The sequence below is a fragment of the Longimonas haloalkaliphila genome (assembly GCF_055379825.1).
In genome coordinates this window covers 172,766-189,132 of record NZ_AP043948.1, presented here as the reverse complement: position 1 = coordinate 189,132, position 16,367 = coordinate 172,766, and the positions used below count along the sequence as shown (strand labels likewise).

At 59.5% G+C, this 16,367-nt stretch carries 14 protein-coding genes; 5 read left to right on the top strand and 9 right to left on the bottom strand.

Annotation, left to right across the window (positions count from 1 at the left end; all coding sequences use genetic code 11):
• Window positions 1-209: 209 nt before the first annotated feature.
• The 5 genes from ACZ48V_RS00710 to ACZ48V_RS00690 all read right to left on the bottom strand — a co-directional run bounded on the left by ACZ48V_RS00710 (window position 210) and on the right by ACZ48V_RS00690 (window position 5,253).
• Entirely contained in the window at window positions 210-1,241 is a 1,032-nt protein-coding gene (locus ACZ48V_RS00710) for an SPFH domain-containing protein (protein ID WP_464540684.1), read from the bottom strand.
• A gap of 64 nt (window positions 1,242-1,305) precedes the next feature.
• Window positions 1,306-2,220 carry an SPFH domain-containing protein gene (locus tag ACZ48V_RS00705; RefSeq protein WP_464540682.1) on the bottom strand — a complete coding sequence of 305 codons (915 nt, stop codon included), beginning with the start codon at window positions 2,218-2,220 and terminating at the stop codon, window positions 1,306-1,308.
• A 116-nt stretch (window positions 2,221-2,336) separates the two neighbouring features.
• Window positions 2,337-2,918, bottom strand: coding sequence for an NfeD family protein (locus ACZ48V_RS00700; RefSeq protein WP_464540680.1), 582 nt, complete (start codon window positions 2,916-2,918; stop codon window positions 2,337-2,339).
• Window positions 2,919-3,301: 383 nt separating this feature from the next.
• On the bottom strand, window positions 3,302-3,970 hold the full coding sequence (locus ACZ48V_RS00695; protein ID WP_464540678.1) for an ABC transporter ATP-binding protein: 669 nt from the start codon (window positions 3,968-3,970) through the stop codon (window positions 3,302-3,304).
• A gap of 56 nt (window positions 3,971-4,026) precedes the next feature.
• Window positions 4,027-5,253: a hypothetical protein gene (locus ACZ48V_RS00690; protein WP_464540676.1), complete on the bottom strand. Its 1,227-nt coding sequence runs from the start codon at window positions 5,251-5,253 to the stop codon at window positions 4,027-4,029.
• A gap of 153 nt (window positions 5,254-5,406) precedes the next feature.
• Between ACZ48V_RS00690 and ACZ48V_RS00685 the strand changes: the two genes are divergently transcribed.
• The 3 genes from ACZ48V_RS00685 to ACZ48V_RS00675 all read left to right on the top strand — a co-directional run bounded on the left by ACZ48V_RS00685 (window position 5,407) and on the right by ACZ48V_RS00675 (window position 10,561).
• Entirely contained in the window at window positions 5,407-7,032 is a 1,626-nt protein-coding gene (locus ACZ48V_RS00685) for a hypothetical protein (protein ID WP_464540674.1), read from the top strand.
• A 66-nt stretch (window positions 7,033-7,098) separates the two neighbouring features.
• The gene (locus ACZ48V_RS00680; protein WP_464540673.1) at window positions 7,099-9,066 is read left to right on the top strand and encodes a M1 family metallopeptidase; all 1,968 of its coding nucleotides are present in this window, start codon (window positions 7,099-7,101) and stop codon (window positions 9,064-9,066) included.
• A 184-nt stretch (window positions 9,067-9,250) separates the two neighbouring features.
• Window positions 9,251-10,561 carry a NupC/NupG family nucleoside CNT transporter gene (locus ACZ48V_RS00675; RefSeq protein WP_464540671.1) on the top strand — a complete coding sequence of 437 codons (1,311 nt, stop codon included), beginning with the start codon at window positions 9,251-9,253 and terminating at the stop codon, window positions 10,559-10,561.
• A 54-nt stretch (window positions 10,562-10,615) separates the two neighbouring features.
• Here the strand turns inward: ACZ48V_RS00675 and thiL are convergent, their stop codons facing one another.
• Window positions 10,616-11,686 (bottom strand): thiamine-phosphate kinase, encoded by a 1,071-nt coding sequence (gene thiL, locus ACZ48V_RS00670; protein ID WP_464540669.1) that lies wholly within the window; start codon window positions 11,684-11,686, stop codon window positions 10,616-10,618.
• Window positions 11,687-12,011: 325 nt separating this feature from the next.
• On the opposite strand from thiL, the gene ACZ48V_RS00665 reads away from it, so the two are divergent.
• Window positions 12,012-13,187, top strand: coding sequence for a DUF1152 domain-containing protein (locus ACZ48V_RS00665; protein WP_464540667.1), 1,176 nt, complete (start codon window positions 12,012-12,014; stop codon window positions 13,185-13,187).
• Between the two features lie 57 nt (window positions 13,188-13,244).
• Here ACZ48V_RS00665 and ACZ48V_RS00660 read toward each other — a convergent pair whose 3' ends face one another.
• From ACZ48V_RS00660 to ACZ48V_RS00650, 3 genes are all read right to left on the bottom strand, one after another.
• The gene (locus tag ACZ48V_RS00660) at window positions 13,245-13,802 is read right to left on the bottom strand and encodes a peroxidase-related enzyme (RefSeq protein WP_464540665.1); all 558 of its coding nucleotides are present in this window, start codon (window positions 13,800-13,802) and stop codon (window positions 13,245-13,247) included.
• A gap of 230 nt (window positions 13,803-14,032) precedes the next feature.
• Window positions 14,033-14,335 carry an anti-sigma factor family protein gene (locus ACZ48V_RS00655; protein WP_464540663.1) on the bottom strand — a complete coding sequence of 101 codons (303 nt, stop codon included), beginning with the start codon at window positions 14,333-14,335 and terminating at the stop codon, window positions 14,033-14,035.
• Window positions 14,336-14,343: 8 nt separating this feature from the next.
• Window positions 14,344-14,937: an RNA polymerase sigma factor gene (locus tag ACZ48V_RS00650; RefSeq protein ID WP_464540662.1), complete on the bottom strand. Its 594-nt coding sequence runs from the start codon at window positions 14,935-14,937 to the stop codon at window positions 14,344-14,346.
• A 462-nt stretch (window positions 14,938-15,399) separates the two neighbouring features.
• Here ACZ48V_RS00650 and ACZ48V_RS00645 point away from each other — a divergent pair, with 462 nt between their 5' ends.
• Entirely contained in the window at window positions 15,400-16,194 is a 795-nt protein-coding gene (locus ACZ48V_RS00645) for a GntR family transcriptional regulator (RefSeq protein WP_464540660.1), read from the top strand.
• The last annotated feature ends 173 nt before the right edge of the window (window positions 16,195-16,367 follow it).

Below are 16,367 nucleotides of genomic sequence, written 5' to 3'. Positions count from 1 at the left end.
GTCCGGGTGTAGGGGGGTAAGATGAGAAAACAAGCATGGTCTGGAAGCCTGCGGAGATGATGTGTGGAGATGAGATACGGAGATGTTCAGCAACGGGCATGCCCCTGCTGCATGACCTAACGACCAGACCATGCAGTAGGGGCATGCTGTTTATGAGAAAAGCTATTTGCAGCAAGAAGAGCAGCGGGTAGCAGCCGAGCCGGTAGACACTACGACTGCTGCGACGGCTGGCTGTCGGGGCCATCAGTCGAAGCATCGCCATCGGCAGAGAGAGACTCGGGGGCGCCATCGCCTTGCGCGTCGGTAATGGCTTCGACCTTGAAGTCGTCGAGCGCAAGCCCGTCGATGATATGGTCGTAGCTGGTGAGGTTGGTCGGGAGCAGAATCTGATTCTCGCGGCGCCCGAGCTTGGCCAGGGCGTGCAGGTACTGCTCCGCAAGCTGCAGCTTCACAGCCTCTTCGCCGCCGGGTGCATTCACGGCGCGGGCCACCTGCTCGATGGCTTCGGCGGTTGCGTCGGCAATGGCCTTGATCTCTTCGGCGCGCCCCTCGGCTTCGTTGATGCGCTTCTCGCGCTCCCCTTCCGACTCGTTGATCAGTTCCTGCTTTTCACCCTGGGCATCATTGATAGTTGATTCCTGCTGTCCTTCAGAGCGTGCTACCGTAGCGCGGCGCTCCCGCTCGGCGGTCATCTGTCGCTCCATCGCCTGCTGCACGGTGCGCGGCGTGTCGATGTTTTTGATCTCGTAGCGGTGCACTTTGATGCCCCAGGTCTGCTCGACCTCGCTCAGCACGTCGACGACACGCGAGCTAATCAGCGCACGCTCCTGGAACGTGGTGTCAAGCTCCATGCGTCCGATAACCGAGCGTGTGGTAGTCTGCGCCAGCTGGATGGCGGCAAATCGGTAATCGGTAACGCCGTAGCTCGCGTTTACCGGGTCGGTTACGCTAAGGTAGATGACCCCGTCGACACGAACGCGCACATTGTCTTCGGTAAAGCAGTCTTGCGGCTGCACAGGGATCGCCTGCTCGCGCAGGTCTTGTTTGTACCGCACCTCATCAACAAAAGGGATGAGCGCGTGGAATCCGGCTTCGAGGGTTTTGTGGTAGTTACCCAGGCGCTCAACAATCTGAGCCTCTTGCTGGGGCACGAGTCGGATAGCGCGCAGGAAGTGATAGGCCACATAGATGGCAAAGATAGCTAACAGCGAAGCGCTGAGCAGTTCGACGGTATCGTACATAATCAATCAGGCGTAAGCGTGAGCAGAAGGGCGTTAGACAGCCCGTTGGGGCCGGGGCCGCAGGTTAGGACGGGTTCGTCTGGTTGCTAATTTTGGAGGCGCCTTCGAAGAAGGTTTTCAGGTTCGCAGCCTCGACGGGGAGGACCGACACGTTGGCTTCTTCAATGATGCCTTCGAACTCATCGATGTACTGCTCGGTGAGCCGCATCTTCACAGCAAGCGAGCCGCCGGGCTGGGCGATCGCGTCGGCGATGCGTTCGATACCATAGGCGGTAGCCTCTGCGAGCAGCTCCATCTCACGAGCCTGCCCCTTTGCTTCGTTGATGCGCCTCTCGCGCTCGCCTTCCGAAAGCAAGATAGCCCCCTGCCGGTTGCCGGCAGACACGTTGATGCGGGCATCGCGCGTCCCGGTTGATTCGACAACTTCGGCGCGCTTTTCGCGCTCCGCCTCCATCTGCTTCTCCATCGTAGACGTGATCTGCTCCGAGGGCTGGATGTCTTCGATCTCGTAGCGCATCACTTTCACGCCCCACGGGTTCGACGCTTTGTCGAGCTCCTCTACGATCGCTTCGTTCATCTCGTCGCGCTCGCTGAAGGTGTCGTCGAGCGTGATCTTCCCAACCTCGCTCCGCATGGTGGTCTGGGCCAGGTTGATCGAGGCAAGCTTATAGTCGTTGATGCCATAGCTGGCCTTGTAGGAGTCCATCACCTTCAGGTAGATGATGCCGTCCACATCCACCTCGATGTTGTCGCGGGTGATGCATTTCTGCGGAGGCACGTCGATCACCTGTTCGCGCATCTCTTGGCGATACGCAACGCGATCAACGAAGGGGATGAGAAAGTGAAAGCCGGGTTTGAGCGTTTTCCGGTACTTGCCAAAGCGTTCGAGAATGGCCTCTTCGCGCATCTCCACCACAATAAACATGTTGTAGAGTACGAAGAGCGCAAGCCCGAGAAAGAGTAAGAGGGCGGTCCACATAGCGAGAGAGCGTCGTAGGGAAGATTCGGTAAGCGAAGGTTTGCACCCGGAATAGCCAGGGCATGCAGGGCGTTATTTCTGTAAGGCAGGTGCTGCTGGTGATAAGAGCCGAGGAATCAGGAAGAACGCGAACCGTCGCGTGAGCGAGGGGGCGTTTCGGACGAGGACGATCCGTTGGTGCTGCTGGCTGACTCCGAAGATTGTTCTGATTCGTTGAGCGCATCTGAGAACTCCTCGTCGAGGGCCGCATGGTCTATGGGTTCGATGACCCACGTGAGGTTATCGCGGTACAGAATGCGGGCCTTGGCTCCTTTCGGAAGCCGGCCCTCGGTGGTGCGGGCGTCCCAGGTGGCGCCGCGAAAGCGGATGCGCCCGGGATCCTCATCGCTGGTTTCTTCGACGACGTCTACGACCTGACCCATGGCCTCTGCGTCTTCGTTTGTCATCGCAAGGGAGAAATCACCGCCAAAGTAGCGCATTGCAATGGGGCGTAGGGCAATGGTTAGCGCGGTAGAGGTAAACAGCCAGACCAGCGCAGCACCCAGCGGATCCGAAATAAGCCCTGTCAGCGTTAGCAGTCCCGTCAGAATCCCACCGACTCCGAGGAAGAAAGCAATGCCGCCGGGCACAAGCAGCTCAAGCACCATCAGCAAGAAGCCGCCGAGAAAGAAGGTCCAGGTAAGCAGGTCTGCGTCCATTGCCGTTGGGTATGAGTCGTTTCAACTGGTACACATGCGACGGTGTAGCTGCGACTACATTACACTGTACGCCCGAACGGCGGCGTCGTGCCCTCGGCACGGCTTTTACGGCAGCGCTGTTTCGACTTTGTCTCAGATGTCCGCGGGTTGTCCTGCAACGCCCTGGAAGCGGACACAATCAGGAAACAGGCCCCCATATTTGCCTGATGAAGTACTATCTTACGAAGCAACATATAAAACAGCCTGCATATCTTCCAGTGTCAGACCTGCTGCCACATGACGTATACTACATGACGGGTAGGAGGCGAGAAGCAGATGCGAGGTAATGTGCGTTAGCGGCCCATTCGGTATCCGCGTGTACAAAGCTTAGCGAGATGTCAAGTTTAGCGTGATGTTGCCGGGGCGGTCAGTTGAAGGCGTTCGTCGGTCTGTTCCAGGAGGTCGTCGGTGAGGTGGCTGGCAACGACGGCAAGCCCGCCTGCATCCCGAAAGGATGTGAGGGCGTCGAGTGTGGCGGTGCGTGCCTGGTCGTCGAGGCTGCGCAGGGGTTCATCCATCAGAAGCACGTCGGGGTCGGAGACAAGTGCAGCGGCGATCTGCGTCTTCTTTACCATGCCGCTGGAGTACGTGGCAATGCGCTGGTGGCGGCGCTCGTCGAGGTCGAGTCGATCGAGCCAGGTGGATACGACCGCCTTGCCCGCGTCGGCATCGCTACCAGATCCAGGCCAGGCGTTCCGCGAGCGCATTACCCATTCCAGGAGCTCTACGGCCGTAAGCTGCTCTGGCAATACAGCCTCGGCATGCACAATGCCCACGTGCTGCAAGTACCGGTGCGGGGTGTCGTGAATAACGAGATCACCGTACGTGATCGTGCCCTCAGACGGGGTGGCGAGCACAGACAAGAGCCGCATGAGGGTCGTTTTGCCGGATCCGTTGGGGCCGGTTAGTACGGTAAGCGTGCCTGGGTCGAACGAGTGCGAGAAGTCTTCGATGACAGGCGCCTGGCTGCCGTACTGTTTGGTAACGGCGTGGGCAACGAGAGCAGCGGCCATAGACATACAGAGAACGATGAGAGCGAGTAGCGGTGTGGGGACAGGCGAATCCGGTGTTATGCCAGACGTTGGCGGTACGACAGCTCAACACGGGCGGTTGCGAAGAGCGCGGTTGCCACAGACACAACGGCATAGATGCCTGTCCAGAGCAGCGCGTCGGTGAAGAGGTATGCGTTGCTGAACAGCGCGATCGCGCCCATGCTCATCGCGAAGGGCGCAAGCCAGCGGGCGGCCACGAACCAGCGGGTAATGACCCAGTCGAGGGGGCGTTGCAGCGAAAGGTGCAGGGCCGGAGGAGCCATTTCGGGGCGGGCAAGCAGCAACACAATACCGTTCTGGGCCAGCAGAAAGAGCGCCAGGTAGCCAGCTACTACAACCGGTGCTACGCCCTGGTAGACCAGTCCCCAAAGAAGCACGTGCCCCAGCGCTACGAAGCGGCCCAGCGGCAGGCGACGGTCGAGCTGACGCAGCGCGGCCCACGTGGCCGGGCGCCAGCGTGATGCGACCCAGTACAGGCTGGCATACGGAACAGGGTCGCGGTCTGAGATGCCTACGCTTCCACCCAGCACCTCCTGGAAGAAGGCGTGGGTCTGATAGTAAAGGCGGTCGAACACAGGTGTAAGCCCTTGCATGCGCCAGACAGCCCAGCCGAGCACAGCCGTTCCGGCGGCTACGCTTGCCATGCCGGCGCCAAGGGCAGTGAGAATGCCTTCTCCGATTACGCCAGCGGCGCCAAGCAAGAAGCAGCGGGTTGTGCTGAACAGGTAGGGTACGAGGCCACGGGGTACGCTAAAGCCAGCGCCGCTCGTTTCACGAATGCGGGCATACCACTGCCCAGAAGCGCCGGTGCTCCACGCATGCGATACAGGCCCCAGAGCCACCGTGTCCACAAATCCGTAGAGGGCCACGCCGGCAACTACCAGCACCCCATTGGCAAGCGGAGCCACCGCCCCCCCCGCCAGGAAGGCAAGCAGGAGTGCAGGCAGCAGAAGCAGTCCGGTTGTGCCGGCCCAGCGCATGAGCTGGTAGCCGAGCAGGGCGCGCGGCGTAGGGTTTAAAAGCTGCAGTCCCGTGGCATACCGGTCAGGAAAGAGCATGTTAGACGCAGCCACCGACACCACGGCGGCGCTAAGCAGGGCCCAGTACCGCATGAGGGCTGCATGCCCCTCTGGTGTCGATGAAAAGACGCCCTGCACCACAATCGTGCTTACTACAGCGAGCAGCACGACATACGCCCCAAGCGCCAGCGGAGAACGAGCACGAAGTTGAGCGTACAAAGACACGGTGTAGCTGCGTTAAGAAGATAAAGCGACAACAGATTCGGCTCATGCACGCAAGGGCGTAACTGCACGTTCCCCTGCGCCTGACATCCACGCTCGTGTGTTGTACGTTATACCCATCCGCGACCTGCGCATCACCATATTGCGAATGTATTCATGCCAAACGCCACCGCAAGAGCGCTCGAAAAGCGTCTGTTAAGTGCATTTCCTCCGAACCAGCCCTACGTGCCCGATGATTGGCAGGTGGCCCTCGTGCCTGGAGTGGTGCAGTCATTTTTGCAGCATCGTCTGCTTGAAAAGCTTGACGAGGTGGTGCATGCCATGCGGCAGGAAGAGATGGCGTGGGTAAACGACAACGACTCTCGGCTGGAGGCGGCCCGTGCTAACTTCGAGAACGCGCTCCGCGAAAATGGACAGATCCCTACATCCGCCTGGCGCTCTATGGTGCGCAAGGCCAGTCATATCGGGGTTTCGTACCTGGTGCGCCCGGTGCCCACGGCGGCGGCGTATCTGTTTGGAGGAAGCGACAAGACGCTGGCGGTGGCGTACATCGCCTACCGGATGCAAGCGCTGGCGCCCTACGAATACCTGCGGCAAGGGCTCGACGCCTTCGCGCGGCACCGTGACGTGCAGCGGCTGGATGCGAAAACGTTTCGCCAGACGCTGACGCGTATCGATCGGATCCTAACAGAGGAGTACTCGGTTGACCGCTGGCTCGACACGCTGCAGCCCCTCTTTGAAGCAGCAGAGGCTGCCTACGAGGAAGAAGGATGTCCGGTCCGCGTCTTGCACCCGTTTTTTGCGCACAAGAAGCAGACCCTGTATGCCGATCGCCTGCGCGAGCTGCCCGACGACCGGTTGCTGACCCGCGATGAACTGCGCGCCGTGCTGGAGGGGCGAAGCGCAGGCACCGGAGCGTTCTCGGTCGAAGACTTTGGCGCACTCCTCGACAGCTTCGACGACGCCCCCGACACGCAGCAGAGACCCAGCCAGTCGAGTCGTTCCGACCGTTCCGACACGTCTGCGCCCGCCGAAGAGCCTTCCGGTGAGCCAGCCAATGACTCGGTCCTTTCGTCGGCACAGTCGCTGCTAAATGACAGAGAGCGTCCCCGCTCCTCTGATGCGGTAGCCGACGACGAACCAGCTGAAGCTGCACCAGACGAACCGGAAGCGTCGCCGCTCGGTAGTGCGCTGCGCGACGACTCGGACGAAGCGTCGCCGTGGGAGTCAAGCTGGGGGGTGCCAGCTCAGCCCCGGCCTGTATCTGACTCCTCTGTAGACCGCAATGCATCAGACAACGCATCGGGAAAAACATCGGGCAACGCACCAGAAAATGGGACGCAAGATGCGACGCAGGACAAGAAGAATGGGCCTACGCCCCGGTGGAAACAGTTTCATCAGGGGAAGGCGCAGCCGTCATCAGAAGGCGGCGAGTCTGCGTCTACAGCACGCTGGAAGCAGTTTAGTCCGCGCAAGAACCAGTCGTCAGAAGAGTCTGCAGCGGTGCAAGACCGTCCCGACGATGTCGAACAGCGCATGCAGGCCCTCGAAAACGACGTTATGGGTGCCGCCAATGCGTCGAAGCGTGACCTGTTCGTCCGCCAGCTTTTCAACGGGTCGACCGATCATTACATGAAGGTGCTCGCCCAGCTGCGCAGCGCCGATTCGTGGAACGAAGCCTCCCAGATTATTGCGCAGGAGGTCTTCCGAAAGAATAAGATTAACATCTATAGCGATGCAGCCGTCAGCTTCACGAACTCAGTAGAGCGCCGATTTCGTTAAGGTGTGCCCGAAAGGCAAGCAGGCGAGCGGTATTCGTACCAATATCATTCGGTTCTTCAGTGTAGTATGATGACCGCTCTACGGACGAACTGGTGGCGCGTGGGAGTGCTACTGCTGATACTGAGTGGAGCGGGAGCTGTGCAGGCGCAGCCGCTCCCTTCGTGGCCCGGGCCGGCGCTTACCATGCTCCTGCCGGGTGAGCCGCTCCCGTCGGCGCAGCGCCTGGCAAGCGGCGCACCCGGACCGGAGTACTGGCAGCAGGACGTAAGCTACAAGATCGAGGCAACGCTCGACCCTGAGGCGAAGCGTCTTTCGGGCACGGTGACCATCACGTACGCGAATAATGCTCCGGATGGGCTGGAGCATCTCTGGATCCAGCTGGAGCAGAACGCCTTCCAGCCCGAGAGCCGCACCGCAGCGCGCACGGGAGCGCGGTCACGCTTCGGCGGCGCTTTTGCTGACGGCGGTTACACGTTGCGTGAGGTGACCCTGCAGCAAGGCAACGACACGTCGAATCCGACCTACCGTGTAGACGGTACCCGCATGCAGGTGATGCTCCCCGAGGCATTGGCCCCGGGCGACACGCTTGCGCTCACCGTTGCGTACGCCTATACGCTGCCCGAGCGAGGCGCCGACCGCACCGGATGGGCACAGGTGGAGGGCGGACACGTCTTCCAGGTTGCGCAGTGGTACCCACGTCCGTATGTATACGACGACACGCGGGGGTGGGACCCGCTCCCGTACCTCGGCCAGGGCGAGTTTTATCTGCACTATGGTTCGTTTGATGTGCGGCTCACGCTGCCGCGCGAGTACGTAGTCTCTGCCACAGGAGCGCTGCAAAACCCCGAACAGGTTCTTACGGATACGCAGCGCAGCCGTCTACGGCGGGCACGGGCCTCGGACCGCCCCGTTGCCATCATTGCCCCCGACGAAGCTGGCACGGCGGCCACGCGCCCGGCAGGACCTGATGTGCTTACCTGGCACTTTCAGGCAGACGACGTGCGCGACGTAGCCGTTGGGGCATCTGACGTGTTCGTGTGGGAAGCTGCCCGCGCTTCAGCGCAGACCCATGACGTAGAGGTTGCGGCGTTCTACCCGCCATCAGCCCGAGGAAGCACGCAGCGAGACGGGTGGGAGGCCGCCGTGCGCTACCTGCAGTATGCGGTTGAGCACCACTCTGCAAACTGGTATCCGTACCCGTACGACCGGGCCCAGCAGGTGGCCGGGCCGGTGCGTGGCATGGAGTACCCCCAGATCGCCTTTGCCAGTTCCGACGCGCGCGGACGCGGGCTGTTTGCATTGACCGACCACGAGCTGGCACATACGTACTTTCCGATGCTTGTTGGTTCTGACGAACGGCGGTATGCCTGGCTTGATGAGGGCCTGGTCTCGTTCATGGGCACGTACGCACGCGCCGCCTTCTATAACCAGCCGATTGCGCGTCAGCTGCAGGCACAGGCCGAGGCGGTAGCCCGACACGCCGAGGCCGCCTCGCCCGGTGCCCCCACGGTCATGACACGCGCGGACAACATACCCCGCAGCGACTTTGGATTCCTGGCCTATCAGAAGCCAGCCGCGGCGCTCCATGTACTGCGCGAGCATGTACTGGGGCCAGACCGCTTCGATGCGGCATTTCGCGCATACATCGACCGCTGGGCCTACAAGCACCCCACTCCGTATGACTTCTTCCGAACCATCGAAGACGTTACGGGCGAAGATCTCGCCTACTTCTGGCGCTCCTGGTTCTTTGCGCACGACACGCTCGACCAGGAGCTGGTTTCGGTGGATACGAGCGGCGAGCGACCCTCGATTGTGGTGCGCCAGAACGAAGATATGATACTGCCCATGACCCTTCGTCTTACCTTCGAAGACGGGGACACCGGCACCGTGCAAGTGCCAGCCGATGCGTTCAAGTCTACCCGTACGCACACCGTACGCCTGGGTCCAACACAGCTCCCTATCGCCGTAGAAATCGATCCCGACCGCATCCTCCCCGATACCGACCGCAGTCATCATGAGTGGAGGGCGCCGTAGCAGCAAGGCAGTCGTAGGGCTCTGCGAGGCTATGATACATTTGTGAATAACCGGTCGATAGCACGATAACAGCCGCTACGGCATTGTACAAAGGGCCGCATCATTTGGCATCTTCCTGTCAGTACGTATCTTGTGGAGCCTATATGTAACTGATAGCCCCACCCGCTGATAGTTCTGTCTTTGTATGTCTTTTTCTGTTGCCCTCTTGCGCGGCGCGTTTGGGCTCGCCGTTTTTATTTTCATTGCGTATCTGTTTTCAACCAATCGAAAAGCCATTGACTGGAAGCTGGTCGGAGCCGGGGTCGGACTTCAGTTGGTGTTCGCGCTGCTTGTCCTGAAAACAGGTCCTGGCGAGGTACTTTTCGACACCCTCGCCAGTCTCTTTAACACGGTGTTGTCATTTACTTACGAAGGGTCAACATTCATCTTCGGCGAAACGCTCGGTAGCCCGGCTGAGGGACCGTTTGCATTTCACGTGCTGCCAACGATTGTCTTCTTTGCTTCGCTGATGGCGGTGCTCTACTATCTACGCGTCGTGCAGCCTCTTGTGCAAGGAGCAGGCTGGCTCATGCAGAAGACACTTGGTATTTCGGGATCCGAAGCACTGGCTACGGCCTCTAACGTGTTCATCGGACAGACGGAGGCGCCTTTGGCCGTAAAGCCGTACGTAAAGGGCATGACACGCAGTGAGCTCTTTGTGCTCATGTCAGGGGGAATGGCAACCATTGCGGGCGGTGTGCTCGCGGCGTACATCGGGTTTTTAGGGGGCGAGTCGGATGCCGATCGTATCCTCTTTGCCAAGCATCTGCTCTCGGCGTCGGTGATGAGTGCTCCCGCGGCTATCGTGATTGCGAAAATACTAATTCCTGAAACCGAGGAGTCAGAGACGAAAGGGATGGATGGTATTAATTACGAGCAGCCCAGCGATAACATTCTGGATGCGGCGGCTGATGGAGCATCGGAGGGATTGAAGCTTGCACTGAACGTAGGAGCTATGCTACTGGCTTTTATCGCGCTCATCGGCGTGATCAACGCAGGCCTCAACTGGATGGGCAACCCTACCGTGTTCGGCATGCAGCCATACGACATCAACACGCTTGTGGCCGAGTGGTCGAACGAGCGATTCGACGGCCTCTCGCTGCAGGCCGTTTTTGGGTTTGTGTTTGCGCCGCTGGCCTGGGCAATGGGCGTGGAAGCTGCTGATATACTCAGCTTTGGCACGCTCCTGGGCGAGAAAGTCGCCGTCAACGAGTTCATTGCATTCGCTTCACTCAGCGAACTGCGTGGCGTGATGAGCGAGCGCTCTATCATTATCGGCACGTATGCCCTGTGTGGGTTTGCAAACTTCTCGTCGATCGCCATTCAGATTGGCGGCATCGGGGGCATCGCGCCCGAGCGCCGCAGTGAGATTGCAGCGCTGGGGCTGCGTGCCGTACTGGGCGGTGCCCTCGCGTCGTGGATGACAGCGACGATTGCCGGCGTACTTGTTGCCTAAGCACGCGCAGTACAGTTGACAGCAATACAGTTGACAGTAGACTGGCAACGCGGCCTATTTTTCGGCATCGCCGTTTTCGTCCTCCCCAAAGTGGTCGAATCCACCCGGACGCATGGGGATGGCGGTGCCATTGCCCTGCTCCACAAGCACGCCTTTTGCTGCATCGGTTACTTCGCCGATGATTGTGTATGTGGTGTCGTCGAGCGCCTGTAGCGCAGACTCGGGGGCCGCGAAGAGCAGCTCATAATCTTCGCCACCGAAGAACGCATACACGTCCACATCGTCGCCGAAGTGATCGGCTACGTTGCGCGTTTCAGGGTGCAGCGGAAGCGTTGGTGCAAAAAGCCGGGCGCCGACGTCGCTGGCCTCGCAGACGTGGTGGACTTCAGACGAGAGTCCGTCTGATATGTCGATCAGGGCGTTGGGGCGAAACCCGGCGTTTCGCCAGCGTCGTATCGACGCTTCCTGGGCAGGCGGCGCCAGGTGGCGGCGGATCACGTACGGAAACGCGTCGAGCGCAGGCTGAAAGTCGTCGCCCTCTTCTTCAAGCCGGTTACGCTCATCTGCCAGGATCTTCAGTCCGGCATACGATGCTCCCAGATCACCCGTTACGCATAACACATCCCCCGGCTCGGCCCCGCTGCGATGTACCACCGCATCCTCGTCGGCGGTGCCCCACACGTTCATAGAGAGCGTGAGCGCATGAGCACTCGTGGTATCGCCCCCGACTACGGTAACGCCGTAGGCATCGCATCCCTTTTGGATACCTTCGTAGAGCGTGCGCAGGTGCTCTACCGTAATATTCTTGGGGATGCCCAGTGTAACCGTCGCGTACTGGGGCGACACGTTCATGGCCGCCAGGTCGCTCACGTTTACGGAGATCAGCTTGAAGCCGAGATGCTCCATCGGCATGAACGTGCGGTCGAAGTGGATGCCCTCTATGAGCGCATCGGTCGTGTGTACGTTTACAGTCCCGTCAGACTGCCGAATAACGGCTGCGTCGTCGCCAATACCAGTTACGACATCGTCGGGCAGGTCGGGGCTGAGGGCATCGCGCAGGTGAGCAATAAGACCAAACTCGCCAACGTCAGAGACGTCGGTGTACATTGGAGCATCTGGATCCATGTGTGGAATAAACAGGTAGTTGGGGAAGGCAGTGTGCTATGTACAATCCTCGCAAGAGAGTTTTAAATGCGAGGCACGGAGTCATGTTGAAGGAGAACGTGTGTGCACCTTCCGTGTGTGTACCTTCAGCGTGTGCGCCTGTAGCGCACGTAGTTTCTGCAGCCCCGATATCGCACAACGTGACGGAGCTGATACAAAGAGCGGGTGCACCAGAGGAAAGACGGCAATATTGCAGGAATGTGAGATCTTCCTGCGGCCATACTGCAACGACCTATTGGACATGGGGTTTAGGCGACACTTCATTTTTCGAACGCACGTCAAGCCTATGCCCACGTCCGAACACGCGCCAAGAGATTCCTCTGCGTACGCCCCCAAGAAAACCCTCGTTGTAGCCGGTGGCGGCGGCGGTGATGCCCTGGCCGCTCTTATGGTAGCCCGCACGCTGAACCTGAATCCCGAAGATGTGGTGTATGCCACTATTGTCTGGGAGCGCACGATCTACGACCCCCAGCCCGGTCCACGCGGACCAGAAGACTTCGAGACGATTAACGAAGTAGGGCGCTACAACCATGCGATCGGACCGCAGAGTGCGCTGGCAGAGCCTGCTGTCACGTTTATTCCTCGGCTGGCCGATGCGTTTGATGTTACGTACTACCTCATGAACATCCGCCGTGGGGCCGTGCATGTACAGCAGCAGGTCAAAGAGCTGCATGCGCTCCACGGATTCGAAGACATCCTGGTTGTCGACGTCGGGGGCGACATTCTTGCTCGGGGCGATGAAGAAACGCTTCGCAGCCCTACCGCTGACGGGCTCACGCTTGCGGGAATGCACGACGCCCCGGTGGATGTCCGTATAGCGGTAACCGGGTTTGGGCTCGACGGGGAGCTCACCGACGAGCACATGCGTGAAATCCACGATGAGTTGCCCCTCGACCCAGCGTATGGGAAACCGCGTCCTATTGCATCTGAGACCGCTTCGGCGTTCATGGACGCCTTTCAGTGGCTCCCCTCGGAGGTGTCAGGGATGACGTGTGCATCGGCGCTCGGGTATAGCGGCACCGCCGAGATTCGGAGCAGCGGGCTGCGCATCTGTCTGAACGAAGATAGCCATACGGTGCGTGTATATCCATACGAGCCGGTATGGAAGCGCAACCGGGTTGCCCAGGACTGCCGCGACACGACCTCACTCGACGAGGTGGAGGCCATTGTGCGCTCGTTTGGACTCACCTCTGAGATGGATTACGAGCGCCGCTCTGCCGAAAAGCTCGAAGCGCGGGGCGACAGCGTAGCGCCCACTGTGCTGAGCGAAGATGTACTCCAAACGCTCGACAGTGAGTTGATGCAATACAGCGACGACGCGAAGCGTGACGGAGTCGACTACCTGAGCATTCGGCGCATCGCGAAGGTGCTTGGTCTCAACCGGAGCGAGCTAAACGGCTTCAAGAAGTACCTGGCCGACACCCACCCCGATCGGCTGCGTCCGCCGGTGTGGGTGTGTTAGCTGGCTGCGTGTTGCTCGGAATCGCTCGCACCCCAAATTAAGAAATCAAAACAGGTTTTAGTACTCATACCCTTCAACCTCCTCGGGCGTGAAGTTAACCCCGAGCCCGAGGGCCATGCGGTTTACAAAGTTGAAGTAGGAGGTCACCATTGCCGTGTCGAGAATGGCCGTGTCGGAGAGGTCCCTGTCGCGGAGCGCTGCGATGTCGTCTTGCGTTACGGCACCGGGGGCAGTGGTGAGGGCACGCGCATACGCAACGAGCGCCTGCTCACGCTCTGAGAGCACCTCCTCTCCATCCCCCTGAAGCACGGTGTCGATGCGTTCATCGTCGTCCCAGTAGGCGTTGAGGGCCGCACGGTGGTGTTCTACGCAGTAGGCGCAGTCGTTGGCACCGGATACGACCACGGCGATAAGTTCGCGCTCGGCCCGCGACAGGTCGGTGCGAGCAAATAGCAGTTCGCGGTACAGGTCGTGGTGGGCACGCATGGTTTCAGGACGCAGGCTGTGCACCTTCATGATGTTAGCCGCCTTGCCCCGCGTTGTCGACACATGGTCGTACACGGCTTTAAGGGCTCTGGAGGCGTCGTCTTCGTCGATCGTTTCAATCCAGGCCATAAAAAAAGATGTCTTAAAGAGGTATTAAAGAGGAAAGCAGGACTGTAAAGAGGGAAAAAGAATACCCGCAGGCCGCACGGCCGACCCGGTCTCATCCCAGGGAAATCGGGCCGTTGGTGGGGGAGCGGCGCAAATCCCGTACGCGCGTTTACACCACGTGTTGGATGCGCCGTTTTGCCGCGCAGCCAGCGGGAAGTTGTGCATAGCAAACACGCAAGCGAAGCAGATGCTCAGGACGACCCAGAGGGCGGGTCGTAGCGGTCGCGCAGAAACGAAAGCGTCTGTTCAACCAACACGTCGGAGGGAGTATCAGGCGCGCTGCTGTGTGCCGGGTCGGCCTCTTTGACAAGCGCGACCGTGGCCTTGTACTGCTGCAGATATGTGCTGCAGGTTTCGCACTGGTTAATATGCCGCTCGAACTGGGCGTTCGTATCGGGATCGAGTCGGTCGTCAAGATAGGCCTCCAGGAAGCCGTTCACCTCTTTGCACGTGAGCATCCACTGGCGGCGCCATTCTGTAAGGAAGTTAGCCATGTAAGAGATTATGCAAATTCAGAAGCAAAGTGATTGTCAAGCAGTCCGCGCAGAGCTTGCCGCGCACGGTGCAGGCGAACACGTACGGCTCCGCGACTGATATTCAGAATATCGGCCGTTTCTTTGGTCGAGCGTTCTTCGAGGTCGCGCAGCACAATGACCTCACGGTATGATCCCGAGAGCTGGTCGAGTGCGTCGTGGACCAACTGCTTACGCTCAGATCGCTCCGCAGTCTGCTCCGGATCCCACGGTTCAAACGAGCCGGTGTAGCGTCCGAAACGGAACGACGGCTGCAGGCGCTCCATGTCGTCCTCGTTCATAGGCTGCTCGCGCTTGTTCTTGCGCAGCCAGCTACGGGCAATGTTGATGCCGATGCCCGTTACCCACGACGTGAGCTTGGAATCGCCTCGAAACGAGTCGAGGTTCTTGTACGCCTGCAAAAGCGTTTCTTGAACGAGACTACGGGCGGCCTCTCGGTCATTGACGTAACGCAGAATAACGTGAAAAAGCCGGGAGGTCTCCGATTCAACGAGAGCCTCAAAGGCAGCACGGTCGCCGTTGAGGATAGCTTCGGTATCGACGCGAGAAGAATCATCAGCCACGGCGTTGTACAGTAGGTGCAGAAGACACGGCGCACGTTACGGGAAAGCTACGTGCCTTCAGGATGCAGGGCGTTACACCGCTGACGTGCGGCGTTCTCACCGGTTCGCATCCGCTTCTGTCTCCGTGACGTGCTCTGAATCCTTCAACCATCCTTGCACAGCCCTTGCACAGCGGGTTGCGCAACGTAACGTCTCGCTCAAATACGTCTCATGCGTAACCTGACAACGTTATTTTGTAAGCAGGAGGAATATTTTGATCCGAACATGAGGCCGAGATTTATGTGTAATGTATGATTGTTTCATGCTCAAACAAGCGGCTCCGCGCTTTCGTAGCGCGACGACGCGGCTCATGCCACGTGTTATACGACCTTATTTATACGACCTTATACGGTGTATCGGCAAGCACAGACCAGCAGCTGCAGCGTCCGCTTCAGGCGTCTTTGATCAGTACCTATTTAGCTTATGAACCTTCCCCGCCACGAACAGCTAAGCAACTGGCTTCGCACACGCATTGCCGACGGCACCTACGAAGCCGACGAGCAGCTTCCATCGGAGCATACGCTCTGCGACCAGTTTGACGTGAGCCGGGTAACGGTGCGCCGCGCGCTGCAGACGCTGGAGAGCGAAGGCCTCATCTACCGCAAGCAGGGACTGGGCTCGTTCGTACAAGACCAGCGAATGCGTCCGGGACTGGTTCGTCTTACCGATTTTGCGGAAGACATGGCCCAGGCTGGGATTGCAGCGTCGTCGCGTATTGTGATGAACACGAACGTGGAAGTGCCAGCATCCGTATCCGCAAAGCTTGGCGTAAAGCCAGGCACGACGGTGCGCCGTCTCGACCGCACACGCCTGGGCGACGGGCAGCCGGTGGCTTTTGATTACACCTGGCTTCCGCTTAACTATGCGTCGCTCATCGAGCCGTACGACCTTGCTGAGCAGACGATCTACAGCATTCTTGAGACGGAGCACGACGTTGAAGTGCGTCGCGGGCAGTATCGCATTGAGGCAGCGAATGCCTCCGACACGGTTGCAGAAGCGCTGGGAGTACCTCCCAGAACGGCGCTTCTACTAATTTCGCGCCTCTCGATTGGCGCTGAGGATGCTCCCATCTACTACCAGCAACGCTACTACCGGACCGACCGGGTGGCCTATGAGCTGGAGTTGGAACGCGGCACCACCCCGCAACCGGCCGCTGCCGGCATGTCGCTACACGACTTCACGCCCGTGTTCTTGTCGGATGCCGACGGATCCTCCTAACTCGTCTTCCTACAGGTTTTTCTACCTGCAGACCAGCGGGATGCGACCGTTCGCTGTTGTCTGATGCGCGGCAGTACGCTGTTTAGTTCACGCCGTTTGCGGCACATAACGGGCCTGTTTGGCGAACCGTTGCTTACAGGCTGTGTAACAGAAGGGCTACGCCATTGGCCGTT